The organism is Amycolatopsis sp. NPDC104775, from assembly GCF_055583325.1.
The window spans coordinates 11,954-38,176 of the sequence record NZ_JBVJOE010000013.1; the positions used below are offsets into that span (position 1 = coordinate 11,954).

The 26,223-nt window shown below is 68.8% G+C and carries 27 protein-coding genes; 19 read left to right on the forward strand and 8 right to left on the reverse strand.

Annotated features, from left to right (window positions below; all coding sequences use genetic code 11):
- Positions 1 to 57 precede the first annotated feature (57 nt).
- From ACZ63D_RS38265 to phoU, 3 genes are all read left to right on the forward strand, one after another.
- Positions 58 to 717 carry a GGDEF domain-containing protein gene (locus ACZ63D_RS38265; RefSeq protein ID WP_465359219.1) on the forward strand — a complete coding sequence of 220 codons (660 nt, stop codon included), beginning with the start codon at positions 58 to 60 and terminating at the stop codon, positions 715 to 717.
- A gap of 3,273 nt (positions 718 to 3,990) precedes the next feature.
- A complete protein-coding gene (locus ACZ63D_RS38270) occupies positions 3,991 to 5,382 on the forward strand; it encodes an LCP family protein (protein ID WP_465359370.1) in 1,392 nt (463 codons plus the stop codon).
- Positions 5,383 to 5,466: 84 nt separating this feature from the next.
- Complete coding sequence (gene phoU, locus ACZ63D_RS38275; RefSeq protein ID WP_465359220.1) at positions 5,467 to 6,141, forward strand: phosphate signaling complex protein PhoU; 675 nt, start codon at positions 5,467 to 5,469, stop codon at positions 6,139 to 6,141.
- A 111-nt stretch (positions 6,142 to 6,252) separates the two neighbouring features.
- Here the strand turns inward: phoU and pstB are convergent, their stop codons facing one another.
- The 6 genes from pstB to ACZ63D_RS38305 all read right to left on the reverse strand — a co-directional run bounded on the left by pstB (position 6,253) and on the right by ACZ63D_RS38305 (position 12,082).
- Positions 6,253 to 7,029: a phosphate ABC transporter ATP-binding protein PstB gene (gene pstB / locus ACZ63D_RS38280; RefSeq protein WP_465359221.1), complete on the reverse strand. Its 777-nt coding sequence runs from the start codon at positions 7,027 to 7,029 to the stop codon at positions 6,253 to 6,255.
- A 3-nt stretch (positions 7,030 to 7,032) separates the two neighbouring features.
- Positions 7,033 to 7,947 carry a phosphate ABC transporter permease PstA gene (pstA, locus tag ACZ63D_RS38285; protein ID WP_465359371.1) on the reverse strand — a complete coding sequence of 305 codons (915 nt, stop codon included), beginning with the start codon at positions 7,945 to 7,947 and terminating at the stop codon, positions 7,033 to 7,035.
- 2 nt (positions 7,948 to 7,949) lie between these two features.
- Positions 7,950 to 8,870: a phosphate ABC transporter permease subunit PstC gene (pstC, locus tag ACZ63D_RS38290; RefSeq protein WP_465359372.1), complete on the reverse strand. Its 921-nt coding sequence runs from the start codon at positions 8,868 to 8,870 to the stop codon at positions 7,950 to 7,952.
- 187 nt (positions 8,871 to 9,057) lie between these two features.
- Positions 9,058 to 10,188, reverse strand: coding sequence for a phosphate ABC transporter substrate-binding protein PstS (gene pstS / locus ACZ63D_RS38295; protein WP_465359222.1), 1,131 nt, complete (start codon positions 10,186 to 10,188; stop codon positions 9,058 to 9,060).
- Positions 10,189 to 10,428: 240 nt separating this feature from the next.
- The gene (mshD, locus tag ACZ63D_RS38300; RefSeq protein WP_465359223.1) at positions 10,429 to 11,328 is read right to left on the reverse strand and encodes a mycothiol synthase; all 900 of its coding nucleotides are present in this window, start codon (positions 11,326 to 11,328) and stop codon (positions 10,429 to 10,431) included.
- A gap of 22 nt (positions 11,329 to 11,350) precedes the next feature.
- Entirely contained in the window at positions 11,351 to 12,082 is a 732-nt protein-coding gene (locus ACZ63D_RS38305; RefSeq protein ID WP_465359224.1) for a winged helix-turn-helix transcriptional regulator, read from the reverse strand.
- A 174-nt stretch (positions 12,083 to 12,256) separates the two neighbouring features.
- On the opposite strand from ACZ63D_RS38305, the gene ACZ63D_RS38310 reads away from it, so the two are divergent.
- The 11 genes from ACZ63D_RS38310 (at position 12,257) to ACZ63D_RS38360 (ending at position 20,384) form a co-directional block, all read left to right on the forward strand.
- Positions 12,257 to 13,159: an LmeA family phospholipid-binding protein gene (locus ACZ63D_RS38310; RefSeq protein ID WP_465359225.1), complete on the forward strand. Its 903-nt coding sequence runs from the start codon at positions 12,257 to 12,259 to the stop codon at positions 13,157 to 13,159.
- Between the two features lie 5 nt (positions 13,160 to 13,164).
- A complete protein-coding gene (locus ACZ63D_RS38315; protein WP_465359226.1) occupies positions 13,165 to 13,599 on the forward strand; it encodes a TlpA family protein disulfide reductase in 435 nt (144 codons plus the stop codon).
- A 326-nt stretch (positions 13,600 to 13,925) separates the two neighbouring features.
- A complete protein-coding gene (locus ACZ63D_RS38320) occupies positions 13,926 to 14,360 on the forward strand; it encodes a DUF4395 domain-containing protein (RefSeq protein WP_465359227.1) in 435 nt (144 codons plus the stop codon).
- 32 nt (positions 14,361 to 14,392) lie between these two features.
- Positions 14,393 to 15,229 (forward strand): sulfurtransferase, encoded by an 837-nt coding sequence (locus ACZ63D_RS38325; protein WP_465359228.1) that lies wholly within the window; start codon positions 14,393 to 14,395, stop codon positions 15,227 to 15,229.
- Entirely contained in the window at positions 15,229 to 15,534 is a 306-nt protein-coding gene (locus ACZ63D_RS38330; RefSeq protein WP_465359229.1) for a DUF1416 domain-containing protein, read from the forward strand. The genes ACZ63D_RS38325 and ACZ63D_RS38330 overlap by 1 nt, the downstream gene beginning before the upstream one ends.
- Before the next feature lie 110 nt (positions 15,535 to 15,644).
- Entirely contained in the window at positions 15,645 to 16,979 is a 1,335-nt protein-coding gene (locus ACZ63D_RS38335; RefSeq protein ID WP_465359230.1) for an MFS transporter, read from the forward strand.
- Between the two features lie 129 nt (positions 16,980 to 17,108).
- Positions 17,109 to 17,720 (forward strand): heme-binding beta-barrel domain-containing protein, encoded by a 612-nt coding sequence (locus ACZ63D_RS38340; RefSeq protein ID WP_465359231.1) that lies wholly within the window; start codon positions 17,109 to 17,111, stop codon positions 17,718 to 17,720.
- A gap of 16 nt (positions 17,721 to 17,736) precedes the next feature.
- Positions 17,737 to 18,345: a 5-oxoprolinase subunit B family protein gene (locus ACZ63D_RS38345; protein WP_465359232.1), complete on the forward strand. Its 609-nt coding sequence runs from the start codon at positions 17,737 to 17,739 to the stop codon at positions 18,343 to 18,345.
- Positions 18,345 to 19,196 carry a 5-oxoprolinase subunit C family protein gene (locus ACZ63D_RS38350; protein ID WP_465359233.1) on the forward strand — a complete coding sequence of 284 codons (852 nt, stop codon included), beginning with the start codon at positions 18,345 to 18,347 and terminating at the stop codon, positions 19,194 to 19,196. Before ACZ63D_RS38345 ends, ACZ63D_RS38350 begins: the two co-directional genes overlap by 1 nt.
- A gap of 2 nt (positions 19,197 to 19,198) precedes the next feature.
- The gene (locus ACZ63D_RS38355; RefSeq protein ID WP_465359234.1) at positions 19,199 to 19,621 is read left to right on the forward strand and encodes a hypothetical protein; all 423 of its coding nucleotides are present in this window, start codon (positions 19,199 to 19,201) and stop codon (positions 19,619 to 19,621) included.
- Positions 19,622 to 19,631: 10 nt separating this feature from the next.
- A complete protein-coding gene (locus ACZ63D_RS38360) occupies positions 19,632 to 20,384 on the forward strand; it encodes an aminoglycoside phosphotransferase family protein (protein WP_465359235.1) in 753 nt (250 codons plus the stop codon).
- Between the two features lie 4 nt (positions 20,385 to 20,388).
- On the opposite strand, the gene ACZ63D_RS38365 is transcribed toward ACZ63D_RS38360, so the two are convergent.
- Entirely contained in the window at positions 20,389 to 21,234 is an 846-nt protein-coding gene (locus ACZ63D_RS38365; RefSeq protein WP_465359236.1) for an aminodeoxychorismate lyase, read from the reverse strand.
- A gap of 31 nt (positions 21,235 to 21,265) precedes the next feature.
- Here ACZ63D_RS38365 and ygfZ point away from each other — a divergent pair, with 31 nt between their 5' ends.
- The 3 genes from ygfZ to ACZ63D_RS38380 are packed head-to-tail and all read left to right on the forward strand — an operon-like array spanning position 21,266 to position 23,944.
- Positions 21,266 to 22,387, forward strand: a complete 1,122-nt coding sequence (gene ygfZ, locus ACZ63D_RS38370; RefSeq protein ID WP_465359237.1) for a CAF17-like 4Fe-4S cluster assembly/insertion protein YgfZ — start codon at positions 21,266 to 21,268, stop codon at positions 22,385 to 22,387.
- A 49-nt stretch (positions 22,388 to 22,436) separates the two neighbouring features.
- Entirely contained in the window at positions 22,437 to 23,003 is a 567-nt protein-coding gene (locus ACZ63D_RS38375; RefSeq protein WP_465359238.1) for an RsiG family protein, read from the forward strand.
- Positions 23,000 to 23,944, forward strand: a complete 945-nt coding sequence (locus ACZ63D_RS38380; RefSeq protein WP_465359239.1) for an asparaginase — start codon at positions 23,000 to 23,002, stop codon at positions 23,942 to 23,944. The genes ACZ63D_RS38375 and ACZ63D_RS38380 overlap by 4 nt, the downstream gene beginning before the upstream one ends.
- Here ACZ63D_RS38380 and ACZ63D_RS38385 read toward each other — a convergent pair.
- The gene (locus ACZ63D_RS38385; RefSeq protein ID WP_465359240.1) at positions 23,925 to 24,821 is read right to left on the reverse strand and encodes a DUF8083 family protein; all 897 of its coding nucleotides are present in this window, start codon (positions 24,819 to 24,821) and stop codon (positions 23,925 to 23,927) included. The two genes, ACZ63D_RS38380 and ACZ63D_RS38385, sit on opposite strands and share 20 nt — an antisense overlap.
- Positions 24,822 to 25,028: 207 nt before the next feature.
- Between ACZ63D_RS38385 and ACZ63D_RS38390 the strand changes: the two genes are divergently transcribed.
- Positions 25,029 to 25,211 carry a DUF3073 domain-containing protein gene (locus ACZ63D_RS38390; protein WP_037716129.1) on the forward strand — a complete coding sequence of 61 codons (183 nt, stop codon included), beginning with the start codon at positions 25,029 to 25,031 and terminating at the stop codon, positions 25,209 to 25,211.
- Positions 25,212 to 25,326: 115 nt separating this feature from the next.
- Positions 25,327 to 26,187, forward strand: coding sequence for a 3-hydroxybutyryl-CoA dehydrogenase (locus ACZ63D_RS38395; RefSeq protein WP_465359241.1), 861 nt, complete (start codon positions 25,327 to 25,329; stop codon positions 26,185 to 26,187).
- Positions 26,188 to 26,223 lie beyond the last annotated feature (36 nt).

A 26,223-nucleotide genomic window follows, 5' to 3' on the forward strand; every position in this document is an offset into this window, starting at 1 on the left:
CACCTTCTTCCGTACCGATCACTCAAGCCACCGCTCCTTTACGACGAAAACGATGGAGTGGCGGAGGTCAAAGTGTCGGCGGACGACGAGCTCGGAACAGGGGACACCGCACCAGACCTGCTCACGTTGCACGAGTCCATCGCGGACCTCTTCGCGACACGCGGCGATTGGCGGCGAGCCTACCGGCACCTGCGCTCCGCGCTCGACATCGCGCGAGCGGGCAGTCTGCGCGATCCGCTCACCTCGAGCTACAACCGCCGGTACCTCGATCAGCGACTTCCTGAACTCCCGGCCGCACTGGCCGTCGCCCTCGTCGACCTCGACCGGTTCAAGTCCGTGAACGATACGTACGGTCACCTTCTCGGCGACCGCGTCCTCTGCCGGGTCGCCGATCTCCTGCAGGAGGGACTGCCTGCCGATGCGTTCTGCGCACGGTACGGCGGCGAGGAATTCGCTCTCGTCCTGCCGGGTATCGATCACCGGGGCGCCGTCCGCGTCGCCGACGCCGCACGCCTTCGAGTCGCCCGTCATCCCTGGTCAGAACTCCAGCCGGGCTTACGGGTGACGATCAGTGTCGGCCTCGCGCACGGCACCGGATCCGGGCCGCGGCAGCTCCACCGAGCCGACAATCTCCTTTACGCCGCGAAGCGGGCCGGACGCAACAAGGTCGCTTTCCACGACCGCGAGACCGCTCAAGTAATTACACACTCTGAGTAACGCACCTCTGCGATTACTCCATTCGCTGAACCCGTTCTTCACCTGTTCGTCCGCTTCAGTGCGCCTTAGGGCGACTCATGGTGAAGAAATTCGCGGGAGGGTGTCGTCACGAACGGCGGGTATCCGTACGATAACGAAAAGCTCCCCCGGTACGACGAGTCCTGGGAGACCCGGTGAAGCCGCCGGGTGTTCAAAGGTAAGCCGCCCCAGCCTGGCGCCTGACGTGCGAGAGGAGACCGAGTGCCCGACGAGCGCACCACCCCCGGCACCGGTCGCCATTCCGACACCACGGCGCGCCCCCGCGGCGGACGCCGCCGTTCGATGGACACTCACGGCGGCATCAGCGTGTCCGACGTGGTCGCGCGGCACACCGGAGAGCGGCCCGCCTTCGCCGACGATCCCGGGACGCGGTCCGCGGAACCGGTGAACCGGCTCGCGGAACCAGGAACCCGACGGGCAGAGCCGGGCCGCCGCCGAGCGGACGCCGAGCGCTCCGAGCCGGGTCGGCGCCGGGCGGAACCGGACGCTGGGTTCCTGGGGACGAATGGTCGCGCTGCGCTGCCTGCCGAACCGGGTCGGCGGCGGGCGAATGGGCACGCCAACGGGGTCGGCAGACGGCACGCTGAGCCTGACGACAGCTCGGATCTGGGCACCGGGCTGGCGAATGGGCAGGTCAACGGGGTTGGCGGGCGGCATGGCGAGCCGGTTGGGGACGACGCGGCACCAGCTGGCGGACGTGCGAAGGGGCTCGTCAACGGGGTTCGCGGGCGCCACGGGGAGCCGGTTGAGGACGACGCCGCACCAGCTGGCGGACGCGCGAAGCGGCTCGTCAACGGAGTTGGCGGGCACCACGGGGAGCCGGTTGAGGACGACGCCGCACCAGCTGGCGGACGCGCGAAGCGGCTCGTCAACGGGGTCGGCGGACGCCACGGGGAGCCAGCCGAAGACGACGCTGCGCCTGCGGAAGGCGGTGCCGCACGCGCGAACGGGCGCTCCAACGGAGTGGGCATTCTCTACGGCGCGCCCGCGGAAGGCAACGCGGCACCAGCTGCTGGACTGGCGAACGGGCAGGTCAACGGAGTTGGCGGACGCCACGGCGAGCCGCTCGGGAACGACGCTGATTCAGTGGGCAGGCGGGCAACCGGGCGCGCCAACCGGCACCGCGGGACGGCAGACGACGGTGATCTGGGAAATGGTGTCGGCAATCGGCACAGCCGAGAGGTAGCTTTCGAGCCCGGCGACGGCGCGAGCGGGCCTGCGGACGACGTACCCGCGCTGGGAGCCCACGCCAACGGGGCGGGTGAGGATGCTGGTCTGCTTGGCGGACGTCGGGCCAAGGGGAACGTCGACAGCGCGGGGCCTGCGCGAGTGGGTGGGCGCGCGCTTCTTGGCGGACCGGTGCCTGCCGGTGACCCGGACGCTGCCGGTGCGGATGCTCTGGGCGAGTCGGGCGGCGGCAGACGGCGTCGGGAGACTGGGCCTTATCGGGTTGGGCCGGGTGAAGGGCTTGAGGGGCGCGTGGCGCCGGGTGGTCGGCGTCGGGCTGGCGACGTTCGCGGGCAGACTCGGCATGCTGCGCTGGATACTGGTGTTGAGGACGAGTCTCGGGTTCAGCGCGATGACTTGGGTGGGGTTAGGCGGGCTGACGAGACAGTCGCCGGTGGTCTGGTCGAAGGGCCGGGCGAGGTAGCTGGTCGCGGGGAGCCGGGTGGCTCTCGTGCGATGGGGGCTGAGGCGGAACCGGTCGGGCGGGTTCGGCCGCGGGGGACCGCCGGAGTGGGCGAACCCCGTCCGGCGGAGGACGGTGGGCTGCCAGGGAGCGTTGAGCAGCCGAGGGCGCGGCGTCGGAGGGCGGATGGGCTTCCGCCTCGGCCTCGGCAGGGTGGCGGGGTTCCGGTTTCGCCGGAGCCGCCTGGGCCTCGGCGGCCGCACGGTGCGGAGAACGCTCCTGGGCAGGGGATTCCTGGCTCGGAATCGGACGTGCAGCGCGCGGCGGGGCCGGAGGGGCAAAGCGGGCCGCGGATTCCTGGCGGATCTGGGCCTGCTGAGCCACGGGTAACTGGTCCCGAGGCGCTGGTCGATCCCGAGGGTCTGCGGAAGCCCGGACAAGACTCTGGCGGGCACCGCGTGCCCGGTCCGGACGCGGGTGGGCAGCGAATGCCCGGTCCCGCGCGGCGACGGGCGGTCGGGCCCGAAGCTGCTGGGCAGCCGATTGCCAGTCCCGAGGCGGCACTGCCCGACGGGCCGCGAACGGCCGGACAGGACTCCGGCGGGCACCGCGTGCCTGGACGGCCAGTGGCGGGTCCACGGCGGCCCGGTGTCGACGGTGTGCGCGGCGGGCCAGAACCCGAGGACGAGCTTGAGCGGACACAGCTGAGCCCGGCGCTTGAGCCGGACCAGCTCCGGGGCAAGCAGGCTGGTCAAGGACCTAACGGGCAGGCTCCGGGGCCGAAGAGGCCAGGGCGCGGGCGAGTCGGCCCGCCGAATCTGGAGCGCGGCGGGCCGGGCGCGGTGCGTGGTCCGGCCGTGGTTCCGGAGCTTGAGCAGACTCAGCTCAGCCCGGCGCTCGACGGGGGTGACCCCGCGGTGGACGATGCTCCACGGCGTGGCCCTGCCGTCAACGGCGAACGACCGCGCCGTGGCCCCGATCCAGAACGGTCCCAGCTCAGCCCGGCCCTGGACGACGCCCCGCAGCGCGGCCCTGCCGTCAACGGCGAACGGCCCCGCCGCGGCCCAGTGCCGGACGATGGCCGCAACCCCGAACGCACTCAGCTCAATCCGACGCTCGACGTGGCCGACCCCGCGGTGGACGACGCTCCACGGCGCGGCCCTGCCATCAACAGCGAACGACCCCGGCGCGGCCCCGATCCAGAACGCACTCAGCTCAGCCCGGCCCTGGACGGCGAACGTCCGCAGCGCAACCCCGCAGCGGAAGGCGGCCGTCTCCGGCGCAGGCCCGCGCCGAACGCGCGGCCGCAGGGCGAGGCAGAACCCGAGCGGACCCAGCTCAGCCCGGCGTTGGACGGCAAGCCGCCGGTCGGTGCTGCGCTCGCAGCGGATCGGACGCAGTTCACCCCGGTCAAGGGGATCGGGCTCGGCGCGAAGGCTCCGCTCAGCTCGGAGGTCGCCGACCCCGAACGCACTCAGTTCAGCCCGGCGGCGAAACCCTCCGCCGACCCGGAGCGCACCCAGCTGAGTCCGGCTGTCGAGGGGCCGAATGGCAAGCGGCCTCGGCGGCCTCCGGTGAAGCCGGCCGCGGCGGTTCGGGCGGAGATGGATCCGCTCACCATGACCGACGAGATGGAGGCGATCGACGAGGCGACTCAGTACCGTCGCAAGATCGATCACAGTCTCGCTCGGTTCTCGGCCGCGCACGACGATGCCGCGGCGGAAGAGGCGAAGCGCCGGGAGCGGCGGGAGCGGCTCACTACTCGCTCGATGGCGTTGTTCGAGCAGACCCGGACCGCGTTGCAGCGGGTTGTGTTGCTGGACAAGGAAGACGAGGAAGAAGAACAGCCCGCCGAAAAGCCCGAGCAGACCCGGCTCCAGGAAAAGAAACAGCGGCATACCGCGCGCAACGTCCGGATCGGCCGGATCGCGTTGATCGTGGTCGTGGTGCTCATCTTCATCGGCACCGGCGTCGCGTGGGGCGCGGTTACCTGGTTTGACGCCAAATTCGCTCAGGTGTCCGCGCTGGACGAGAACTCTTCCGACATTCAGAACGCCGAAGCACAGGCCAACGACGAAAACTTTCTCATGGTGGGCTCCGATTCCCGGGACGGAGCTTCGTCCGAAGAAAATGTCGGGGACGCGTCCAACATTCCCGGCGCGCGGTCGGACACCGTGATGGTGGCGCACGTTCCCGCGGACCGGAAACGAGTTGTCGTCGTTTCGTTCCCGCGAGACCTCGAGATCGACCGGCCGGATTGCAATCGGTGGGATCCGGCCAAATCGCAGACCACCGACGAGGTCGTGCGCGAGCAGAAGACCGCCAAGCTCAACACCGCCTACGCGGTCGGCGGGCCGCAATGCATGACGAAGGTGATTCAGAAAGTCACCGGCCTGCGGATCAACCACTTCGTCGGCATCGACTTCAACGGGTTCAAGGAAATGGTCGACGCGGTGCACGGCGTTACCGTGCACAACGAGAAACCGATCGACGACACCGTGCTCGGCAAGGTGCTGGCCGAAACCGGCGACGTCACCATTTCCGGCGACCAGGCGCTCAGTTACGTGCGGGCGCGGCACGTCAAGGGCGACCCGACCTCCGACTACGGACGGATCAAGCGGCAGCAGGCGTTCATCGGAGCGCTGCTCAAGAAGGTCATGTCTTCGGACGTCGTGCTGGATCCAGGCAAATTGTCCGGCTTCATCACCGCGTTCGCGCACGCCACGTTCGGCGACAACCTCGGCGTGCAGCAGATGATGACGCTCGCGCAGTCGATGCGCGGACTCGACCCGGCCAACATCAACTTCCTCACCGTGCCCACCGTCGGCCTGCCGAACAAGCGCGGCAACGAAGTCCTGATCCAGGAGAGGACCAAGAGCCTCTTCGACGCCTTGCGCGACAACACTCCGCTCCCGGGCAACCAGCCCGCCGGAACCGCCGCCAACGCACCGCCGCCCGCCAGCGGGGATTCGCGCAAGAGCACCAATACCGGTTGAGCACTTCGGATTCGTTAGCCGGGGTTCACACGCGGTTCACCCAGCGATGCGGTATTCGGGCAGTCCACGTCGTAGGGTGTGCTCATGCGTGAGGCCTACCATGTCGAACTCGATCAGCTCGCCGAAAACCTGGCCGCGATGTCGGTCCAGGTTGCCGACGCCATGGAGCGGGCCACCAAGGCACTGCTGGAGGTCGACCTCGGCCTCGCCGAGCAGGTGATCAGCGACGACGCGAAGGTCGACGACGCGCGCGCCGAATGCGAGGAGCAGGCGTACGCCCTGCTCGCGCTGCAGGCTCCGGTCGCGACCGATCTGCGCACCGTGCTCGCCGCCATCCACGCGGCGGAAAGCCTGGAGCGCATGGGAGATCTCGCCCTGCACGTCGCCAAGGCCGCCCGCCGCCGCCACCCCGACCCGGTGCTGCCGGAAGCCGTCAAGCCGTACTTCGCCGAGATGGGCCGTGCCGCGGTCAACCTCGCCCGCCAGGTCGAGGCGATCATCAAGACCAAGGACGTCTCCGCGGCCAAAGACCTCGAAGCCGAGGACGACCAGGTCGACGATCTGCACCGGCACCTGTTCACCGTGCTGATGGACCGCGAATGGCCGCACGGCGTCGCCTCCGCGGTCGACGTCACGCTGCTCGGCCGCTTCTACGAGCGCTACGCCGACCACGCGGTGTCCGTCGCCAAGCGGATGATTTTCGTGGTCACCGGCCGGATGCCCGGCTACGGTTCCGACGACGAAGACCTGACCATCTGAGTTGCCAGCGAAAACCGCCACCCTGCCATCGCGGGGTGGCGGTTTTTTAGTGCCTGGAAAGCACAACGGCCGCCCTGGCGGAGTGCGCCAGGGCGGCCGTCCACTGTGGAATCAGCCGAAGCGGCCCGAGATGTAGTCCTCGGTGGCCTTCTCGTCCGGGTTGGAGAAGATCTTCTCCGTGTCGTTCAGCTCGATCAGCCTGCCCGGCTGGCCGACGCCGGCCAGGTTGAAGAACGCGGTCTGATCCGAAACCCGCGCCGCCTGCTGCATGTTGTGCGTCACGATGACGATCGTGTATTCCTTCTTCAGCTCGCCGATCAGGTCCTCGATCGCCAGCGTCGAGATCGGGTCCAGCGCCGAACACGGCTCGTCCATCAGCAGCACGTCCGGCTGCACCGCGATCGCCCGCGCGATGCAGAGCCGCTGCTGCTGCCCGCCGGAAAGGCCGCCGCCCGGCTTGTTCAGCCGGTCCTTGACCTCGTTCCACAGGTTCGCGCCGCGCAGTGCCCGCTCGGCGACCTCGTCGAGTTCCTTGCGGTTCTTGCTGCCGCCGAGGCGAAGCCCGGCCACCACATTGTCCTTAATGGACATCGTGGGGAACGGGTTCGGCCGCTGGAACACCATGCCGATGGTGCGCCGCACCTGCACCGGGTCCACCGCCGAGGCGTAGATGTCCTCGCCGTCCAGCAGCACCTGCCCGTCCACCCGGGCCCCCGGAATGACCTCGTGCATCCGGTTCAGCGTGCGCAGCACGGTCGATTTGCCACAGCCCGACGGCCCGATGAACGCGGTCACGTTCCGCGGCGGGACGTTCAGCGTGACGCTGTCCACGGCGTGGAACTTGCCGTAGTAGATGTCCAGGTCTTTGACGTCGATTCGCTTGGCCATGACTCACTTCTTCTTCGGGGCGACGATGCGGGAAAGGACCGTGGCGAGCAGGTTGATCACGGCGATGATGAGCACCAGGGTGAGCGCGGCTCCCCAGATCCGGTCGAAGCCGACGCTGCCGGGGTCCATCGAGTTGGTGGCGCGTTCGTTGTTCATCACCAACGGCAGCGACGCCTGCTCCCCGCTGAAGATGTTCCAGTTGACGTAAGACGTGTAGCCGACGAGCACCAGCAGCGGCGCGGTTTCGCCCATCACGCGGGCGAGCGCCATCATGATGCCGCCGAGAATGCCCGACAGCGCCGTCGGAAGCACGATCTTCATGATCGTCTTCCACTTCGGCACGCCCAGCGCGTACGACGCCTCGCGCAGGTCGTCCGGCACGATCCGCAGCATTTCCTCCGCCGAGCGGACAACCACCGGAATCATCAGCAGCACCAGCGCCAGCGACACCGCGAACCCGCTGCGCGGCAGGCCGAGCGTGGTGACCCACAGCGCGTAAATGAACAGAGCGGCCACAATGGACGGAACACCGGAGAGGATGTCCACCATGAACGTGGTCGCCCTGGCCAGCTTGCCGCGGCCGTACTCGACGAGGTAGATCGCGACCAGCAGGCCGATCGGCACCGAGATGACCGCGCACACCAGACCCTGCAGCAGGGTGCCGATGATCGCGTGCAGCACGCCGCCGCCGACCTCGTCGCCGAGCACCGAACCGAAGTCCTGGCCCCACCAGTTGCTGTACGGGATCCGCTTGATCCCGTTGGCGATCACCGTGTAGAGCACCCACACCAGCGGGATCACGGCGACCAGGAACGACAGCCACACCAGCACGGTGGCCACGCCGTTCTTGACCTTGCGGGCCGCGCTCACCTGCTGGAAAGCCGGTGTCGTCGCGGGCCGTTCGAGGGTGGTCGACACGGTCACTCCCCCTTCTTGCCGACGATCGAGCGGGCGGCGAAGTTGACCAGGAACGTCAGCACGAACAGCACCAGGCCGGCCGCGATGTAGGCGCCGGCCGAGGTCGGGTTGTTGAACTCGCTGTAGTTCTGGGCGATCTTCGAAGCGAACGTCGCGCCGCCGTCGAAGAGGCTCCAGTCGAAGTTGCGCCCCTGCGGAATCAGCAGAATCACTGCCAGCGCAATGGTTTCACCGAGTGCGCGGCCGAGGCCGAGCATCGACGCACCGACGAAACCGGCCTTGCCGAACGGCAGCACCGTGGTGCGAATGACCTCCCAGCGCGTGGCGCCGAGTGCGAGCGCGCCCTCGACCTGCGCGGTCGGCGTGCGCTCGAAAACCTCGCGGGTAAGCGACGTGATGATCGGCAGGATCATCACCGCCAGCACGATCCCGGCGGTGAAAATGGTGCCGCGCACGTTCGGCGCGATGTTGCCCGGCGCGAAAATCGGAATCCACGAAAAGGTGCTGTTGACCCACTCGGAAAACGGCTCGATCGTGGGCGCGAAAACGAGAATGCCCCACAGGCCGAAAATGATCGACGGCACCGCGGCGAGCAGATCCACGATGTAGGCGAACGGCCGGGCCAGCCGCGGCGGCGCGTACTGGGTCAGGAACAGCGCGATGCCCAGCGAGATCGGCATCGCGATGACCAGCGCGACCAGCGAGGTGGCCACGGTGACCTCGGCGAGGTCGGCGATGCCGAACGCCATGTTCGCCGGGTCGTTCGTCGACCACCCGTGGTTGAACAGGAAGTTGACCTTGTCCGCCTTCAGCGCCGGAATCGCCTGCACGACCAGGAAAATCCCGATCAGGGCGATCAGGGCGACGACGAAAATCCCGGCCCCGGTGGTCAAGTTCTGGAAGATGCGGTCACCGGCTCGCACCTTCGTCGGCTTCTTCCGCGCGGGCGGCGCTTCCGGCGCCGGCGCGGGTGGCTTGTCCGAAATCGGATCCTCCGGGAACGCTCGGGCGGACGACGAACGCCCACCGGGGTCGCCGGTGGGCGTTCGCGTCGAGGATTGGTCGCTCATCGACAGTCTCTAGTCAGCTTTCGTACCAGCTGGGAGTCGCTCAGGAAATTTCCTTGACGGCCTTCAGCACCTTGTCCTGCAGGCTCTGCGGGATCGGCACGTAACCCTTGGCCGACAGCGGCTGCTGGCCGTCGGTGGCCGACACCGTCAGGAACGCCTTGACGGCCTTCGCGACGTCCGGGTTCGAGTACTTCGAGCACACGATCTCGTACGTGGTCAGCAGCAGCGGGTAGGCACCCGGCACGTTGCTGGAGTAGATGCCGTTGAGGTCCATCGCCAGGTCGTTGGTGCCCGGGTGGAAGAACTTGGCGGCGTCCAGCGACTTGGCCACGTTCTGCGCGTTGAGCTCGACGCCGCCGGAGCCGCTGTCGATCAGGGCCGGGGTGACGCCGTCCTTGGCGAACGCGCTCTCCACGTAGGTGATCGAGCCGTCGGCGCCCTTGACGGTGCTCGCGACACCGTTCGAGCCCTGCGCACCGTTGCCGACGCCGCCGTTGAACTTCTTGCCGGCGCCCTGGGTCCAGACGTCCTTCGCGGCCGCGCCGAGGTACTTCTGGAAGTTGTCGGTGGTGCCCGACTCCTCGGAGCGGGAGACGACCTGGATCGGCTTGTCCGGCAGGTTCAGGCTCTCGTTGCCCTTGACCGCCTTGATCGCCGGGTCGTTCCAGTTCTTGATGCCGCCGTTGAAGATCTTGGCGATGACCTGCGGGGTCAGCGTCAGCTTGTCCACCCCGGACAGGTGGTAGCCGACCGCGATCGGGCCGACGACCAGCGGGATGTTCAGCGCGGGCGAACCGCAGCGCTTGGTGGCGGCCTCGAGGTCGGCGTCCTTGATCGGCGAGTCCGAGCCGCCGAAGTCGACCTGGTTGGCGTTGAACTGCTTGACGCCGGCGCCGGAGCCGGTGCCGTTGTAGTTCACCTTCTGGCCGGAGCACTTCTTGCCGTAGGCCTGGTTGAACACCTCGATGGCGTTCTTCTGGGCCGTCGAACCCTCGGCGGACAGCGGGCTCTTGCCCCCGCAGTCGACCTGGGCGGTTCCGGTGGCGGCGGGAGCGGCGGAGTTCGAGCCCGAGCCGCTGTTGGACGCCGAAGGGTCGGAGCCACAAGCGGCGAGGACGAGCGCGGCGCTCGCCACGATGCCGACGGCACCCAGGGGCCGCATGATCTTCACTGCATTTCCTCCACTCGGAGATGTGCCTTTTTGAATCCGGTCGGGATTGGCGGCGGGTTGAGCCGCACCGGAACCGGACACTAGGCAGCCTCGGTGGACGATCGTCCTAGGTTGAGTGAACGGAAGGTGAACAAGTCACCGTTTGTGAGCAGGACTACTACCCCGAACGGGTGCCGTGGCCTGCTCGTGACCTGCTAGTACGCGGAAAGTAACACAAGCCGCCGGTGGCGTCGACCGTGATCACGCACCGTACTGGACGTCGGTCTCGAAACGCTGGAACCCCAGCTTGTTGTACACAGCCAATGCCGCGGCATTGTCGCCCTCGACATAGAGGATCACCCTCGGTAGCCCCCGAGAGCGCAGGTAGTGGAGACCGGCGAGGGTCAGTGCTTTGCCGAGGCCACTACCCTGAGTAGCAGGATCCACGCCGACCACATAGACCTCCCCGACCGGGTCGCCGTCGAACCGGCCCGGCACCGGGTCGTGCACCTTCGTCCAGTGGAAGCCGACGATCTCGCCGCTCTCGTTCTCCGCGAGGAAGAAGCCAGCCGGGTCGAACCAGGCCCGCAGTTCCTCGGCGCGCACCTCGGCGGCGGTCAGCGCGCCTTGTTCGGGATGCCAGTCGAACGCGCGCGCGTTGACCGCGACCATCGCGTCCTCGTCCTGGCCGGGCACGAAGGTGCGCAGCCGGAAACCGTTGTGCAGCACCGGTTCCGGCCAGTCCGCATCGGACACATCGACGTGCAGGATCAGCAGTTCCCGCTGACGGCCGAGGCCGAGCTTCGCCGCGATCGCCGCCGCGCCAGGGTGATCGCCGTGCGCCCACGCGCGGAAACCCGCGTCGGCGCGCTCGACCAGCGCCTGTGCGAGCGCGGTACCGACGCCACGACGCCGGAAATCCGGGTGCACGAAAAGCTCCGCGACCTGATGGCCGTGGGCATCGCCTTCGGTATCGAGGTGGACGTATCCGGCCGGCGTGCCGTCGAAGCGCGCGAGCAGATGCAGCCCGCCCTCGAACTCGCGCGGCAGCGGCCCGGTCGCGTCGACCTCGGGACGTCCGTCAGTCGCTTTGGCCGCGAGCAGCACTTCGCGCACCGCGTCGTCGGGATCGGTCGTCCAGTCGCCAAGGTCGATAGCCACAAACCGACCTTACCGGCGAACCTCAGCGGGAGGTCAGCTCCGAAGCGTCGGACGGAACGGCGACCACCGGCTTCGTGCCCTTCGCCGGCCGCTCGAACTTGTAGCCGACGTTTCGCACAGTGCCGATCATCTGCTCGTGCTCCGGGCCGAGCTTCGCGCGAAGCCGCCGTACGTGGACATCGACCGTGCGCGTGCCCCCGAAGAAGTCGTAACCCCACACCTCTTGCAGCAGCTGCGCGCGGGTGAACACCCGGCCTGCGTGCTGCGCGAGGTACTTGAGGAGCTCGAACTCCTTGTACGTCAGCTCTAGCGTGCGACGGCGCAGCTTCGCCGTGTACGTCGCTTCGTCAATGACAAGGTCGCCTACGCGCAACTCGGCGTCAGCCTGCAGGCCGATGCCGTCGCGCGTGGTGGCCAGCCGCAGCCGGGCGTCTACCTCTGCCGGACCGGCGGTGGGCAGAAGGATGTCGTCCGTGCGCCATTCGGAGTTGACCGCGACCAGGCCGCCTTCACCGACGACCGCGATGACCGGTGTGCCCGCTTCGTCCTCCGCGCCCTTCAACAGACGGCACAGGCTCTTCGCGGACGCGAGGTCGCTGCGCGCGTCGAGGAGGATGACGTCCCGGTGGCCCGCGTCGAGCAAGGCCGTCACTTCCGGCTCGCGTACGCGTACGGTGTGCGGCAGCAGGTCCAGCGCGGGTAATACGGAGGTAGCGTCGAGTTCCCCCGTCAGCACCAGCAGGTCCAAGCTCATGGTCCGCACCGCCTTCGGATTGGTCGCCTCTGATGTGGCGTCGGTCGGTGCTAAGTGAGAATAGCGGGTGAACACCCTGGCACCTAGCTCGTGCTGGATCGATCACACCTGGCCTAACGGCGCTGGCGTGACCCGCACCACGACGAAATCCACCCGAACAGGAGAACCGAGGCAATGGCTAGCAGGCCCGTGACCCGGGACGACCGACCGGCCCCGAACCCCGGAAGCGGCCGCCGCGGCAGGCGCGTACGACGGTGGCTCATCGTGCTGGGAGTGCTGGTGCTCCTGCTGGTCGGTGCGGATTTCGGAGCGGCCGCCTTCGCCGAGCACACGATCTCGCAGAAGGCCCGCGCGCAGCTCGGGCTGAGCGACGATCCGTCGGTCACCATCCACGGGTTCCCGTTCACCGTGCAGGCGCTCTCCGGTGACTACAGTCACATCACGGTTTCCGCGGACGGCGTCCCGGTCGGCAACGAACTCCGCGACCTCCGTGTGAGCGCCGAACTGGAGGACGTCATCGCGCCGCTGTCGGACCTGACGTCCGGCAACACCAAGGCGGTGAAGATCGGCAAGCTCACCGGCGCGGTGACGATCAAGGCGTCCGACCTCGCGCGGGTTTCGCCGCTGAACAAGCTCCAGAACCTGAAAATCGAGCAGTCGACCCAGGCGTATGTGAAGTACGGCGACAGCGAACAGGGCAAGCAGCCGGATCCGACGCCGACCAACGCCGACGGCGAACCGGCCGACGGCACCAGCGCGGGCGTGCGGATCTCCGGCGACGTGCAGCTGGCCGGGCAGAAGCTGGAGATCTTCTGCTTCGCGCTGATCCAGCTCAAGGAGAAGACGATCTCGATCGTGCCGTACCGGCTGCAGTTCGGGGGCGACCAGGGCAGCACGATCGTTCCGCAGGAGGTGCAGAAAGCTCTGCTGCCGAACTTCCGGGCCAGCATCTCGACGACCCGGCTGCCGCTGTCGGTCACCCCGACCGCGGTCCGAGTGGACAGTGGTTCGGTGACCATCAAGGGCGAGGCGCACGACGTGAACTTCGCCGACCTGTCCACCAACCACGGAGGCTGATCCCGGTGACCGGAGTGTGGGTGCTGCTGGCGACGCTGGTCGTCGCGACGGCCGCGGGCTTGGTCCTGCGCGCCCGCAACGGCCGGATCCGCGCGGCCAAACCGGCTGCTCAGACCCGTCCGCTCCCCGCTCCGGTCGCCGAGGCCCTTGATCCGCATTCCGCCGTCACCCTGGTGCAGATCTCCACCACGTTCTGCACCCCGTGCCGGCACACGCGGGCGATTCTGTCGTCGCTCGCGGAGAAGACCGACGGCCTGCACCACGTCGACCTGGACGTCACCGAACGTCCGGAGGTCGCGCAGGCCTTGTCGGTGCTCAGCACGCCGACCACGCTCGCGCTGGACTCGCAAGGCCGGGAACTGCTGCGCGTGGGCGGCGTGCCCAAGGGCCCGGAGCTGCTCGAAGCGCTCCGCCCGCATCTCGCCGCCGCGTCGCACTGACCGCGCCGCCGCCCGTCGACCCTCGCCGCAACGGCACGCCTGGCACCATCGCCCGCGACGGTTGATTCTCAGGATCCGGACCTCGTCCCAAGGAATGAACATGGTTCCGGGAGCGAGCGAGCCTGGGTACCCTCCCCCCTGTGGACGAGCTGCCCATCACCCTCCTGACGCAGCGCCGCGCGGTCGATTTCTGCCGCGTGCGCAGCAGCTTGTGTCTGCCTTCCTCCGGTCGGCGCTGAAGCACGTCTCGCGCCGTTCCGCCGCCGCACCCGTCTTCGCCGCGTGCTGTCCGCACGCTTTCCCCTCGCACTCAGCAGGAGGAACCCATGTCCGCCGGACCGGCCGTTGACCCGCGAGGTCCCAGGTTCGCCGCGATCGTGACCACGGTGGTGCTCGCCGTCGTGCTCGTCACGCAGTGGTGGCCGCTGCTCGCACTGCAGACCGTGGTCTTCGCGATCGGTGCGTTCATCGGGCTCAAGCCCGCGCCGTACTCGGTGCTGTACCGGCTCGTGGTCGCGCCGCGGCTCGGGCCGCCGACCGAACGCGAGGACGCGGCGCCGCTGCGGTTCGCGCAGGCGGTCGGGTTCGTGTTCGCGCTCGTCGGCACGATCGGCTTCGCGACCGGCGTGACCCCGCTCGGCGTCGTCGCGACCGCGTTCGCGCTCTTCGCCGCGTTCCTCAACGCTGCGTTCAACTACTGCCTCGGGTGCCAGATGTACCTGCTGATCAAGCGTTTCAGCCCCGCGCGGGCGTCCTCGTAGAAACCCAAACCCAGAAAGAGAGTTCGCCTCCCATGAGCCGAGAAGACGTCCTGGTCACCACTCAGTGGGCCGAGGAAAACCTGGACACCCCGGGCGTGGTGTTCGCCGAGGTCGACGAGGACACGACCGCCTACGACAACGGGCACATCCGCGGCGCGGTGAAGCTCGACTGGCGCAAGGACCTCCAGGACGGCGTCCGTCGCGACTTCGTCAACAAGGAGGGCTTCGAGAAGCTCCTGTCGGAGAAGGGCATCTCGAACGACGACCGCGTGATCCTCTACGGCGGCAACAACAACTGGTTCGCCGCGTACGCGTACTGGTACTTCAAGCTCTACGGCCACGAGAACGTGCAGCTGCTCGACGGCGGCCGCAAGAAGTGGGAGCTGGACGGCCGCGAGCTGAACTCCGACGAGGTCAAGCGCGAGCCCACCACCTACAAGGCCAAGGACCAGGACCTGTCGCTGCGCGCGTTCCGCGACGAGGTCGTCCAGTCGATCGGCTCGAAGAACTACATCGACGTGCGTTCGCCGGACGAGTTCTCCGGCAAGCTGCTCGCCCCGGCGCACCTGCCGCAGGAGCAGTCGCAGGTGCCCGGCCACATCCCGGGCGCGCTGAACGTGCCGTGGGCGAAGGTCGCCAACGAGGACGGCACCTTCAAGTCCGAGCAGGAGATCAAGGACCTCTACGCCGAGGCCGGCTACGACGAGAGCAAGCCGACCATCGCGTACTGCCGCATCGGCGAGCGTTCGTCGATCGCCTGGTTCGCCCTGCACGAGCTGCTCGGCCAGGCGGACGTGAAGAACTACGACGGTTCGTGGACGGAATACGGTTCGCTGGTCGGCGTTCCGGTCGAGTTGGGAGCTAAGTGATGGCAGACGGCTGCAGCGCACCGGCACAGGTCGCGACCCCGGCGGACTTCGACACCAACGGCCAGGTCGTGCTGGCGGGCAAGGTCACCGGCACCGACGGACCGGTCGGCGGCGCGTTCGTCCGGCTGCTCGACGGCGGCGGCGACTTCGCGGGCGAGGTCGTGTCCTCGGCGGACGGCGACTTCCGTTTCTACGCGGCCGAGGGTTCCTGGACGGTGCGCGCACTGCACCGCACCGGCAACGGCGAAGCCAACGTGACCGCGGAAGGCCCAGGCCTGCACCAGCTGGCGATTTCGGTCGCCTGATTGACGTTCCGTGAGGGGGACCCTGGGGGAATCTGATTCCCTCCAGGGTTCCCCTCACGGCTTTTCCGGAGCTTGACCTCAAGGCGGCTTGAGGACCCAAGCTCGCGAGCGTGTCCGAAACGAAAACCGTTACGCGGAGCCCGCTGCTGGCCGCCGCCGTGTTCCTCGGCAGCTTCATGGCGTTGCTCGACGCGAGCGTGGTGAGCGTCGCCCTGCCCACCATCCAGCGCGACCTGCACGCCGAATTCACTGACCTGCAATGGATTGTGGACGGCTACACCGTCGCGCTCGCCGCCTTGATGCTCACCGGCGGCACGCTCGGCGACCGGTACGGCCGCAAGCGGATCTACCTCGGCGGGCTCGCGGTGTTCACGCTCGCCTCCCTGGCGTGCGGGCTCGCTCCGACACTCGGACTGCTCGTCGCCGCACGCGTCATACAGGGCGCGGCGGCCGCGGCGGTCGTCCCGGGCGGCATCGCGCTTCTCGCGCACGCATATCCAGAGCCGAGGGAACGGGCCCGGATGCTGGGTGCGTGGGGCGGAGTCGCCGGATGTGCGCTGGTCGTCGGCCCGCTGATCGGCGGACCGATCACCGACGCGTTCGGCTGGCCCACGATCTTTCTGCTCAACCTGCCGATCGGGATCCTCGCGGTGCTCGCCGGGCGCCGGGGTCTCGACGAATCGTCCGATCCGGCGCACGGTTCCCTCGACCTGCTCGGTCAATTGCTCGGCGCGTTGTGGATCGGGTCGTTCACCTACGCCGTGATCGCTTCCAACGCCGTGGTTGCGGTGCTCGGTGCGCTGGGACTGATCGCGTTCATCGTCGTAGAACTGCGGGCTCCGCATCCGATGCTGCCGATCCGGTTGTTCGGCAAATTCCGCTTCGCCGCTTCGATCTTCACGTCGTTCGTCCTCGGCTTCGCCTGCTACCCGCTGCCGGTACTGATCGCCGTGTACTTGCAGCAGGCTTGGGGCAGCACGGCGTCGACGGCAGGCGTGCAGATGCTGCCGTACGTCGTCTCCAACGCCGTTCTCGCCTTCTTCTCCGGACGGCTCGCCGGTCGATTCACCGCCGAACGCGTGCTGCCGATCGGTCTCACCATCACCGCGGCGGGCAGCCTCGCCTTCCTGCTGATCGACACCGCCAGCCCGTACTGGCTGCTCAGCGTCCCGTTGACCCTGTCTGGTGTCGGGCTCGGCCTGAGCATCACCCCGACGAACGTCGTCGGTCTCGCCGGGCTTCCGGTGCAGCGCACGGGTACCGCGGCGGGCACGGTCAACGCCGCGCGGCAGGTCGGAATGGCGCTCGGCGTGGCCGCGCTCGGAGCGCTGCTCGGCCACGGCGACACGCTGACGACCGGCCTGCGAACCGCGATGTCAGTGGCCGGAACGGCACTGCTGGCGGTGACCGTCCTCACCGCCGCGACCCTGCGCAGGGCCGGATGAGCCGGGGCGGACTATTGTCCTCGCTGTGGAGACCTTGTTTACGACCCTGTTGATCATCGCGGGCATCGCCACCGTGTGGTTCGCGGTCTACGTCGTCTACCGGCTGTACGCCGACCAGCGCTGATCAGCATGACGAGTGGCGACGAAGCCATCGCGGCAGCCGAGCAGCGGGCCGCCAGCACGCGCGACCGCAACCTGCCGTTGTGGGACGACCTGCCGATCCCGAACGACACGGCGAACCTGCGCGAGGGCCCGAACCTGAACGACGCGTGCCTCGCGCTGCTGCCGCTCGTCGGCGTGTGGCGCGGCGAGGGCGAGATCGACTACCCGACGATCGACGGGCCGATCAAGTTCGCCCAGCAGCTGACCGTCTCCCACGACGGCCGCCCGTTCCTGGTCCACGAGGCGCGCTCGTGGCTGCTGAACGAGGACGGCAGCGTGCTGCGGCCCGCCGCCCGCGAGACCGGGTTCTGGCGTCCGCAGGAGGACGACACCATCGAGCTGCTGCTCACGCACAGCTCCGGCATCGTCGAGCTGTACTACGGGAAACCGCGCAGCCAGACTGCCTGGGAACTCGGCACCGACGCGGTCATCCGCACCGCGACGGCCAAGGAGGTCACCGGCGCGCAGCGGCTGTACGGCCTGGTGAACGGCGATCTCGGGTACGTCGAGGAACGCGCGATGGTCGGCCAGGAATTGCAGCCGCACGCCTCCGCGCTGCTGCGCCGCGTGGTGGGCTGAGGCTCCGGGAGACGCCGTGCGCTGGCGGCGGTACGGCGAACACGCTGCCTTGCTGGACTGCGCCTCGCTCAAGGAGATGAGCGCGGCCCGGGCGACCCTCGCCGAAGCCGCGCTCGACGGCGTCGAAGAGATCGTTCCTGGGGCCCGCACGCTGGTTGTGGTCGAGACGCCCGGTTCAGGCGCACTGGAAGCCGCGCGGTCGTTGCTGGCTTCGGCCGATCTGGCGCATCCTCCGGCCGGCGATGCCCGCGAAGTTGTTTTGGACGTGCGCTACTCCGGCGAAGACCTAACTTTGGTCGCGGAGGACGCCGGGCTCAGCGTGGACGAGGTCGTCGCCCTCCACACCAGCGTGGTCTACACGGTCGCGTTCACCGGTTTCGCGCCCGGTTTCGGTTATCTCGCCGGGCTTCCCGCCGAACTGCGGCAGCCGCGGCTGGACTCTCCACGCACCCGCGTCCCCGCCGGCTCGGTGGCCATCGCGGATGAGTACACCGGCGTCTACCCGCGGGAGTCCCCTGGCGGCTGGCGGCTGATCGGCCACACCGAGGCGACGCTTTTCGACCCCTCCGCCGAGCGACCAGCGTTGTTCACGCCTGGCCTCCGCGTGCGGTTCCGGAGCGTCTGATGCGTGCGCTGGAGATCGTCTCGCCTGGTTCGCTAGCTCTGGTGCAAGACCTCGGCCGCCCCGGTTACGCACATCTGGGCGTCCCACCGTCGGGTGCTCTTGATGCGGCTGCACTGCGGCTCGGCAACCGGCTGGTCGGCAATCCCGAGGACGCGGCCGGGATCGAAACCGTGCTGGGCGGGCTGACCGTCCGGGCTGCCGCTTCGTGCACCGCCGCGGTGACCGGACCGCCGGTCGCGGTGACCGTGGACGGACGGGAAACCGGCTCGCACACGCCGATTCCGTTGCGGCCAGGCCAAAAACTGACGATCGGCCGGCCCGCCACCGGTCTGCGCTGCTACCTGACGGTGTCTGGCGGCGTCGCGGTCCCGCCGGTGCTGGGGAGCCGGTCGACCGATGTCCTCTCTGGACTCGGACCCTCCACCTTGGACGCGGGCATGATGGTCCCCCTCGGTCCCGTCACTGGGGTGCCGTCCGGTGCCGACGTGGTCGCCGCCGCACCCCTGCCGACGCGGTTGGACGTGCCAGTTCTGCTTGGCCCGCGCGACGACTGGTTCGCCGACGCCGCGAGCGCTCTCAACGCACAGTGGACAGTCACCGCGGAATCCAACCGAGTGGGGGTCCGCCTCCACGGGCCGCCGCTACGGCGAGTGTCCAATTCGGAATTGCCCAGCGAAGGTGTGCTCACCGGCGCGATTCAAGTTCCGCCGAACGGATTGCCGCTGGTGTTCCTCGCCGACCACCCGACGACGGGCGGGTATCCGGTCGTCGCGGTCGTGAGACCGGCGTCACTCGGAGCACTCGCTCAAGCACGCCCCGGAACCTTGGTGCGGTTCCACGCGTCCTTCTGAGCGTGGAACGGGTAACGATCACCGGCGGCACGGGTTTCCTGGAGCTGAACACCGGAGGACGGGCGGAGCTGCCGCAGTCGCTGCGCATCGCGCTCGCGACCGGCCAGCTACGCCTCCCGCTGGCGGAAACCCTCCGCGACCTGCTGGCCCTGCTCGTCGACGGCCAGTACCGGGTCAGCGGCCCGGAACGCTTCGAGGCGGCGGCCGACCTGGTCCCGGCGAACGACTGGCCGGACGACGACGACGGCCGGGTGGGCTACTACCGCACGGCGATCCGCTCCGGGCACCGGCCGGTGGCGGTGGTTTTGTCCGGTACGCGGGCGTTGCTGCTGGACGGGCACCACAAGATCAGCGCGTACCGGGCGGAGGGGGTCACGCCGTCGGTGGTGCTTATTTCGGCTGCCCGGACGGAGAATCCGGGCTAGTTTCCAGGGTGTGGCGGAAGATCGGCAGGTGTTCGTCGGCGGGCTCAACACAGTCGTCCGGATCGGCGATACGGTCCGCCGCGAGCGACGGCCGTGGAGCGAGCGGGTCGCGGCGTTGCTGCGCCACCTCGAGAACGCCGGATTCCGGCAGGCCCCGCGGTATTTCGGCACCGACGGCGACACCGACGTGCTGGAGTTCCTTCCTGGCGAGGTCAGCAACTATCCCTTGACCGCGGCGGCCCGCAGCACCACCGCGTTGATTTCCGCGGCGAAGCTGCTGCGCGCGTACCACGACGCGACCGCCGACCTCGTGCTTCCCGGCGGCTGGATGCTGCCGGACGAAGAGCCAGCCGAGGTCATCTGCCATGGCGACTTCGCACCGCACAACTGCGTGCTGCGCGGCGAAGAAGTCGTGGGCCTGATCGATTTCGACACCGCGCACCCCGGCCCCCGCGTGCACGATCTCGGCTACGCCGTCTACCGGTTCGCGCCGCTGACTGATCCGGCCAATGAGGACGGTTTCGGTTCGGTCGAAGAGCAGGCCGCCCGCGCGAAACTGTTCTGCGATGCCTACGGAACAGCCGATCGCACCGCCGTACTCGAAGCGGCGGCCAACCGGCTGCGCGCCCTGGTGCACCTCATGCGGACCCAGGCGGCGGCTGGTCACGAAGGCTTCGCAAGCCACGTCGCGGACGGCCACGACCAGCTCTACCTCCGCGACATCGCCTACCTCGAAGCGAACGCCGCCGCCTTAGCCCGCTAAAGCCTCAGTACTCGCTCTCGTAAGCCGCCACCAGCTCGCCGTGCAGGGCTGTCGAATCCGGCAGCGCCGTGCCGTTCAGCGTGTGCACCCGGGTCACCTTCCGCACCGACGACGTGAGGAAAACGCCGTCCCCGCGCAGCAGGTCGTCCACCGAAAGCGGCTCCACCTTCACCGACCAGCCCGCCTTCTCCGCGCCGCGGAACAAGGCGTACTGGGTCGTTCCTGGCAGGATGCCAACAGTGGACGGCGGGGTGTAGAGCGTCCGCTCCTTCGCCAGGACGACCGTCGACGTCGGTCCTTCGAGGACCGAATCGTCGGTAGCGGTGAAGATCACATCCTGGGCTCCGCGCCGGGCCGCCTCGCGCAGGGCGGCCATGTTCATCGCGTAGGAAACCGTTTTCGCGCCGAGCAAAAGCCACGGCGCGCGCTCGGCGAGTTCCGGGCCGAAACCGCGCTCCAGGGTCACCACGGAAACGCCTTCGGTGCGCGCCCGCAGTACCTTTTCGTCGACCTCGAGGCCCATTGCGAACGCCGTCGGCTTGCCCTCGGGATCACCGTCGACACCCCGCGTGTACACGAGTTTCAGCGCGATCTCATCCCCGCCCTGCCACGCGTCGACGACTGCCTGCGCGGCTCGGGCGAACCCGTCCAGGTCCGGGGCGGGCAGGTCCAGCATCGCCGCGGAACGGGCGAGCCGGTCGAGGTGCGGACGCATTTCCCGCGGCTTTTTCACTGCCACGAGGATCGTTTCGAACACCCCGTCTCCGCGCAGCAGGCCGAGGTCGTCCACGCGGAGGTGGGCGGCTTCGGGGTCGGCCAGTGAACCATCGAGGAAGGCGAGAACGCGCATCCTCACACGGTACTCACTTACCCTTAGGGCTATGCCGTACAGCTCGCCGCTGCTCGAAATCCCCCGCGCGGTCGCCGCGCCCGAGGGCCATCCGGAAGCCGGAGTTCCGTGGCACTGGGGCGATCCGTTCGCCGAGCAGCGCACCGCCGCCCGAGGAGTGGTCGTGATCGACCGCTCGCACCGAGAAATCCTCGCTGTCACCGGCGAAGAACGCTTGTCCTGGCTGCATTTGGTGATCTCGCAACACGTCACCGAACTCGCCGACAACACTGGCACCGAAGCGCTCGTCCTCGACAGCCAAGGCCATGTCGACACTCACTTCGTGCTCGCGCACACCGGCGAGACGGTGTACATCGACAGCGATCCCGGCCCGCTCGTGACGAGCGCGTTGCCCAAGGGCGGCAAGCAAACCCTGCGCGAGTACCTCGAAGCGATGAAGTTCTGGTCCAAGGTCGAGATTCGCGACGCGACGGAAGAACTGGCCGTTCTTTCGGTGCTCGGCCCCGAGACCGACAGCGTGCTCGGCGTCGAGCTGGGCGCCGAGCCGTACTCGGTGGCCGCGCTGCCCGAAGGTGGTTTCGCGCGCCGGATGCCGTGGCCGACGCGAGCGGGCGCGGATCTCGTGGTGCCGCGCGCTCAGCTCACTCAATGGTGGCAACGGCTCACCGACGCGGGCGCGCGCCCGGCCGGCTCGTGGACCTTCGACGCGCTGCGCGTGGAATCGCGGCATCCGCGGCTCGGCGTCGACACCGACGAACGAACCATCCCGCACGAGGTCGGCTGGATCGGCTCGGCCGCGCACGTCGCGAAGGGCTGCTACCGCGGCCAGGAAACCGTCTCGAAGGTGCACAACGTCGGCCGCCCGCCGCGGTATCTCGCGCTGCTGCACCTCGACGGTTCCCCGGAGATCACGCCGGAGACCGGCGATCCGGTGAAGCTCGGCGAGCGAGTGGTCGGCCGGATCGGCACGGTCGCGCAGCACCACGAACTCGGGCCGATCGCACTGGCTCTGGTCAAACGCTCGGTGCCGGGCGGAGCGGAACTGCTGGCAGGGGACGAGGACCGAGTGGTCCAGGCCACTGTCGATCCGGACTCGGTGCCGGGCGAGCACGCGGCGCCCGGACGGGAAGCGGCGCAAAGACTGCGGGGCTGAAGTGAACTCGACGGTAGCGTCGTCGCCGAATGTGGAGCAGGATGTGCCCGTGATCGAAGTGCGTCCCGGCGGGCGACGACGGATCGACCGCGTCCTCGGCCCGGGATATCTCACCGGACTGGGCGACTTGCCGCTCCCGGTGCTGCGCGAGCGGCGCGACGAAGCCGCGCAGGAAGAGACGGACCTGTCCTACCTGCGCCGGCTCCTGCACGCCCGCATCGACATCGTGCGCGCCGAACAGGAGCGTCGTTCGTCCGGAGGGGAAAGCAGCATCGTCGACCGGCTGGCGTCGATCCTCGCCGACAACGCGCTCGGCCCGGCCGCCGGTTCCGGCCGTCATCAGCAGCTCGAGCCGTCCCGCGCGGGCGAACACCGCAGACACGCGGAGGCGCTGATCGGCGACACCGGGCTCACCGACGTCGGCTCGCTCTCCGACGACAAGCTTGCCGCCGCGCTGGACACCTACGCGACCGAGGAAGCGTCCGTGTCGTCCTTCCGCCGCCAGGTCCAGAGCGTGATGGACGCGCTCAACGCCGAAATCGCCGCGCGCTACAGCAGCGGTGCGGCCACTGTGGACCAATTGCTGGACAGCGAACTGGGGCGCGCCGAGGAATGACCGGGCAGCCGATCCTCGTCGAGGTCGTCCGGAACGAGTTCGTCGAGAGCGTGCACCACGGGTGTCTCGTCGTCACCGCGCCGGACGGTTCCGTCCAGTTCTCCGCTGGCGACGTGACCAGCCCGTTCTTCCCCCGATCGGCGAACAAGCCGCTGCAGGGCACCGGGATGCTCCGCGCCGGGCTCGGCTACGACGGCGCGGACCTGGCGCTGGGCTGTGCCTCGCATTCCGGCGAAACGGGACATCTCGAACACGTCGTCGCGCTGCTGTCCGGCGCTGGGCTCGACGCGTCGGCGCTGGCCTGCCCTGCCGAGCTGCCGATCGGCGAGGACGCCCGCCGCGCGGCCGACGAGCCGCGGAAGATCACCATGAACTGCTCCGGCAAGCACGCCGCGATGCTCGCCACCTGCGTCGCGAACGGCTGGCCGACCGACGGCTACCAGGTGCCGGACCATCCGCTGCAGGTCCAGCTCGCGAAGACGGTCGAGGAGCTGACCGGCGAAGCCATCGCCGCGGTCGGGGTCGACGGCTGCGGCGCCCCGCTGTTCGCGTTCTCGCCAACCGGCCTCGCGCGGTCGTTCGGCCGGCTCGTTCAGGCCGAACCGGGTACTGAGGAACGCCGGGTCGCCGACGCGATGCGCGAGCACCCGTGGCTGGTCGCGGGCACCGGTCGCGAAGACACCCGGCTGATGCGGGCCGTGCCCGGGCTGCTGTCGAAGAGCGGTGCCGAGGGCGTCCTGGCGTTCGCGCTGAGCGATGGCACCGCGTGCGCGATCAAGATCGCGGACGGCAACAAGCGGGCCCTGGCGCCGCTGGCCATGGCCGTCCTCGCACGGCTGGGCATCGCAACCCCGGAAGAGCTGTCCGACCTGACCCACCCGCCGGTGTTCGGCGGCGGCAAACGGCAGGGCGAGCTTCGGGTCAGTTGGAGTGCTCCTTAGCCGCGAGGTCTCCCCAGAACTCGCGCAGCTGCGAGAACAGCTCGGCCAGTTCCTCGACGTTCCCGGTGCGCAGCGCGTCGAGGATGTCGTGGACTTCCTCCGCAGTGGAGTCGGCGTCCAGCAGCGAATCGGCGAACAGCTGGACGAGCCCGCCGTAGTCCAGTTCGACGATCGAGTCCGGGTCGAAGCTCTCCAGCCACTGCCGGGTCTGCGCGAGCACCCGGCCGGGTCCGGAGTCGCCGAAGGTCGTCTCGATCAGCTCGCCCGCCTCGGCCGCCCGCCGGAGCGCGGCCGCCATCGGCGTGCGCCAGGACGCCTCCCGCGCCGGGTCGGCCGGGCCGCTGCCGAGCACGAGCTTGCGCTCGTCCGGGTCGACGAGCGAGAACCAGGGCAGCGGGACGGTCCAAGTGGTGGTGAGGGTGTGCGCGGCGGCGGCGGTGAGGTCGGTCATCGCGGCCTTGGTCTGCGCCCGGGCCCGGTCCGCGGTGACGCCGCTGGCGTCGAGGACCGCCATCCGCAACGCTGGCTCGGAGTCGGCGAGGAAGGTGCTCAACGCCGCGGCGGAGCGGGCGCGCAGTTCGAGCGGGCACGCGAACGGGCCTTCGCCCGCGTGGCCCGCCGGGACGTCGGCCGGGTCGAGCACGAGCACGTCGTTGACGAGGCTCGGCGCGGGCCGTCCGTCGCGCAGCTGCGCGGGCAGCAGCCGCACCGGAGCCGCCGCCTGTGACTTGAGCCACATCCGCTGTTCGCGTTCGCCGATCCCGACCCGGCTGAGCCCGCCCGCGGAAACGGCCTCGACCAGCTGTTGCGCTGGAGGATCGCCCAGCGCGCGCAGAGGTTCGTACACCCGCAGATAGGCCACGAAGGGTCGGAGCACCCGAGCATCGTGGCACGCCGACCAGCACCGATCGGCATCGACGTGCCGGTAACCGGCGTCCGGCGGACACTGTCACGACGAGCACACCGTGCCACGTCGCATCCACCCCCCGGGACACGGTACGGTGTCAGCAGGAAAGAACTGTCGAGACGATGCGGGGCCGCCGATTCCCCCGGCCGCCCCGCCCCTGTGCGAGGGGGTCGAGCCATGGGGCGCGGCCGGGCTAAGGCCAAGCAGACGAAGGTGGCGCGCGAGCTCAAATACAGCTCCCACGAAACCGACTTCGATGCTTTGCAGCGCGAGCTGTCGAGTAGTTCCTCGGACAACCACGAGGACGACAAACGGTACGAGGACCCGTACGACGACGGGTACGACGAGTACCGCCGTTGACGCAGGCACACGACACGCGAGGGCGGAATCGGACGGATGAGTCCGAGACGCCCTCGCGCGTTGTGTGCTGCCCGTTTTTCTTGCCTGCCGGTGAGGTGACAAAGGAGTGGGACGGGTGAGCGACATCGCACGAGTAGGTGTGGTCGGGGCCGGGCTGATGGGCTCCGGGATCGCCGAGGTGCACGCCAGGTCCGGGTTGGACGTGCTGGTCACCGAGGTGAACCAGCCCGCCCTCGACGCGGGCAAGGCGCGCATCGAGAAGTCGCTGCAGCGCGGCGTCCGCAACGGCAAGCTGGCCGAAGAGGACGCCGAAGCGGCTCTCGGGCGGCTGCGCTTCACCACGGATCTCGCCGAGTTCGCCGACCGCGATCTCGTCGTCGAGGCCATCCTGGAACAGGAGCAGGCCAAGGTCGACGTCTTCCGGCAGCTGGACAAGATCGTCGCGCGCGAGGACGCGGTGTTCGCGTCCAACACCTCGTCGATCCCGATCATGAAGCTCGGCATGGCCACCGGCCGTCCGCAGCAGGTCGTCGGCATCCACTTCTTCAACCCGGTGCCGGTGCTGCCGCTGGTGGAACTGGTCCCGTCGCTGCTGACCAGCGAGGAGACCGCCCGCCGGGCCGAGGAGCACGCCACCGGCGCGCTGGGCAAGACGGTGATCCGGTCGCAGGACCGGGCCGGGTTCATCGTCAACTCGCTGCTGGTGCCGTATTTGCTGTCGGCGATCCGGATGATCGAATCGGGCTTCGCCTCGGTCGAGGACATCGACCGCGGCATGGAGCTCGGCACGGCGCATCCGATGGGTCCGCTGCGGCTGTCCGATCTGATCGGGCTCGACACCATCAAGGCGATCGCGGACTCGATGTACGCCGAGTTCAAGGAGCCGCTGTACTCGTCGCCGCCGCTGCTGCTGCGCATGGTGGACGCCGGGCTGCTCGGCAAGAAGACCGGCCGCGGGTTCTACTCGTACTCCTGACTTTAGTTGCGGGTCCGGGTCAACCTTTACCCGCTG

Coding starts and splice junctions, on each gene's coding strand:
- ACZ63D_RS38340 (WP_465359231.1), top strand. CDS start 17,109: ATGACGAGTGGCGACGAAGCCATCGCGGCAGCCGAGCAGCGGGCCGCC.
- ACZ63D_RS38305 (WP_465359224.1), bottom strand. CDS start 12,082: ATGAGCTTGGACCTGCTGGTGCTGACGGGGGAACTCGACGCTACCTCC.
- pstB (WP_465359221.1), bottom strand. CDS start 7,029: ATGGCCAAGCGAATCGACGTCAAAGACCTGGACATCTACTACGGCAAG.
- phoU (WP_465359220.1), top strand. CDS start 5,467: ATGCGTGAGGCCTACCATGTCGAACTCGATCAGCTCGCCGAAAACCTG.
- ACZ63D_RS38365 (WP_465359236.1), bottom strand. CDS start 21,234: ATGCGCGTTCTCGCCTTCCTCGATGGTTCACTGGCCGACCCCGAAGCC.
- ygfZ (WP_465359237.1), top strand. CDS start 21,266: ATGCCGTACAGCTCGCCGCTGCTCGAAATCCCCCGCGCGGTCGCCGCG.
- ACZ63D_RS38320 (WP_465359227.1), top strand. CDS start 13,926: ATGTCCGCCGGACCGGCCGTTGACCCGCGAGGTCCCAGGTTCGCCGCG.
- ACZ63D_RS38330 (WP_465359229.1), top strand. CDS start 15,229: ATGGCAGACGGCTGCAGCGCACCGGCACAGGTCGCGACCCCGGCGGAC.
- ACZ63D_RS38390 (WP_037716129.1), top strand. CDS start 25,029: ATGGGGCGCGGCCGGGCTAAGGCCAAGCAGACGAAGGTGGCGCGCGAG.
- ACZ63D_RS38310 (WP_465359225.1), top strand. CDS start 12,257: ATGGCTAGCAGGCCCGTGACCCGGGACGACCGACCGGCCCCGAACCCC.
- ACZ63D_RS38380 (WP_465359239.1), top strand. CDS start 23,000: ATGACCGGGCAGCCGATCCTCGTCGAGGTCGTCCGGAACGAGTTCGTC.
- ACZ63D_RS38350 (WP_465359233.1), top strand. CDS start 18,345: ATGCGTGCGCTGGAGATCGTCTCGCCTGGTTCGCTAGCTCTGGTGCAA.
- ACZ63D_RS38270 (WP_465359370.1), top strand. CDS start 3,991: ATGGATCCGCTCACCATGACCGACGAGATGGAGGCGATCGACGAGGCG.
- ACZ63D_RS38325 (WP_465359228.1), top strand. CDS start 14,393: ATGAGCCGAGAAGACGTCCTGGTCACCACTCAGTGGGCCGAGGAAAAC.